Source organism: Aeromonas sp. R7-1 (assembly GCF_040908115.1).
Lineage (GTDB): Bacteria > Pseudomonadota > Gammaproteobacteria > Enterobacterales > Aeromonadaceae > Aeromonas > Aeromonas caviae.
This window is the reverse complement of the sequence record NZ_JBFODD010000031.1, coordinates 1-1,766: the sequence shown is the minus strand read 5'-3', so window position 1 is coordinate 1,766 and position 1,766 is coordinate 1. Positions and strand designations below refer to the sequence as shown.

Genomic DNA, 1,766 nt, shown 5'->3' with positions numbered 1-1,766 from the left:
CTTTTATGGCCATGTTTATCAACACCAACACTTCATCACTGAACGCCCAGCGTAACTTGATGAACACCACCAAGTCGTTGGATACCTCTTACACCCGTCTGGCCTCCGGCCTGCGCATCAACAGCGCCAAGGATGATGCGGCGGGTCTGCAGATCTCCAACCGTCTGACCTCCCAGGTAAACGGCCTGGACCAGGGCAACCGCAACGCCAACGATGGCATCTCTCTGGCGCAGACCGCTGAAGGGGCCATGGACGAAGTGACAGGCATGTTGCAACGCATGCGTACTCTGGCACAACAATCTGCCAACGGCTCCAACTCCGCCAAGGATCGCGAAGCTCTGCAGAAGGAAGTGGATCAGCTGGGCTCCGAGATCAACCGCATCTCCACCGATACCACCTTCGCTGGCACCAAGCTGCTGGATGGAAACTACAATGGCAGCTTCCAGGTAGGGGCGGATGCCAACCAGACCATCAGCTTCAGCCTTTCTCAAGCTGGGGGTTTTAGCATTTCCGGTATTTCTGCTGCAGCGAACACTACTGTGACGGCAGCGAGCGGTGGCACTCTTGCCGTGAGCACCATCTTCTTGAGTGGTAGTGCGGGTGGCATCAGTATCAGTACTCAGACTAATGCGCAAAACGTACTGGCCGCCGTCGATTCCATGTTGGGTATCGTGGACAGCAAGCGTGCCGAGCTGGGTGCGGTGCAGAACCGGCTGGATTCGACCATTCGCAACCAGTCCAATATCTCGGAAAACGTCTCTGCCGCTCGCTCCCGTATCCGTGATGCAGACTTCGCCACCGAAACCGCCAACATGACCAAGCAGAACATCCTGCAACAGGCGGCTTCCAGCATCCTGGCTCAGGCCAACCAGCGCCCGCAGTCGGCTCTGTCGCTTCTGGGCTGATGACATATGACAGGGCGGCTGTCCATGCCACCTAGGTCTAAAAAGGAAGCATTTTATGCTTCCTTTTTTATTTAGCCCCTGTCTTTCTGCTTGCGATAGGCAGTTGTGGCGTTTGCCACAGCTCAAGTGATGATCATCGGTAAGGTAGTATGCACGATGATATTCTCCTGGACCGATACCTCGCGATAGTCCCGGTCCGTCTTGCCTCATGATGACTCACAACCAGCCACGACTAACCCGCAGCATCGAATGTGACGTTATCTTTCCACTCCGCTCATGGTTGTCTGATTGCCAGACTCACCACGGCAATATTCTCTCCGGCTATTTCTGCATCAAGGGAGGAGGTACTTTGCCACCTGGGTCGCCAAAAGCGGCAAGTATTTTCCTAAAGCTTCCGGCAGGGCTGCCGTTACAGATGATGAAGCAAATTGAAGGGTGTTCGGAAATCCAACATTTGCGCGACTGCGGGTTCGACGTCCGTTCAAACAGAGGGCCCGCCAGATGAGATAGACCGTTCAATCTGTCCATCTGAACGGTGGGATTCTGACTCGCTTGATGCAAGCAGGACCCGCAGTTTCTTGTTCATCAGGAGAAATCTTTTATGGCCATGTTTATCAACACCAACACTTCATCACTGAACGCCCAGCGTAACTTGATGAACACCACCAAGTCGTTGGATACCTCTTACACCCGTCTGGCCTCCGGCCTGCGCATCAACAGCGCCAAGGATGATGCGGCGGGTCTGCAGATCTCCAACCGTCTGACCTCCCAGGTAAACGGCCTGGACCAGGGCAACCGCAACGCCAACGATGGCATCTCTCTGGCGCAGACCGCTGAAGGGGCCATGGACGAAGTGACAGG

The 1,766-nt window shown here is 55.1% G+C and carries 1 protein-coding gene and 1 pseudogene; both read left to right on the top strand.

The genetic code is table 11. The annotated features are described in order from the left end of the window. Positions 1 to 5: 5 nt before the first annotated feature. A complete protein-coding gene (locus tag AB5Y51_RS07040) occupies positions 6 to 905 on the top strand; it encodes a flagellin (RefSeq protein WP_042015962.1) in 900 nt (299 codons plus the stop codon). Positions 906 to 1,506: 601 nt separating this feature from the next. Next, a pseudogene (flaB, locus tag AB5Y51_RS07035) lies at positions 1,507 to 1,766 on the top strand (flagellin B); the annotation flags it as partial.

What these genes read in the sequence shown, in the direction of transcription:
- AB5Y51_RS07040 (WP_042015962.1), top strand. Translation starts at nt 6, where the DNA reads ATGGCCATGTTTATCAACACCAACACTTCATCACTGAACGCCCAGCGT.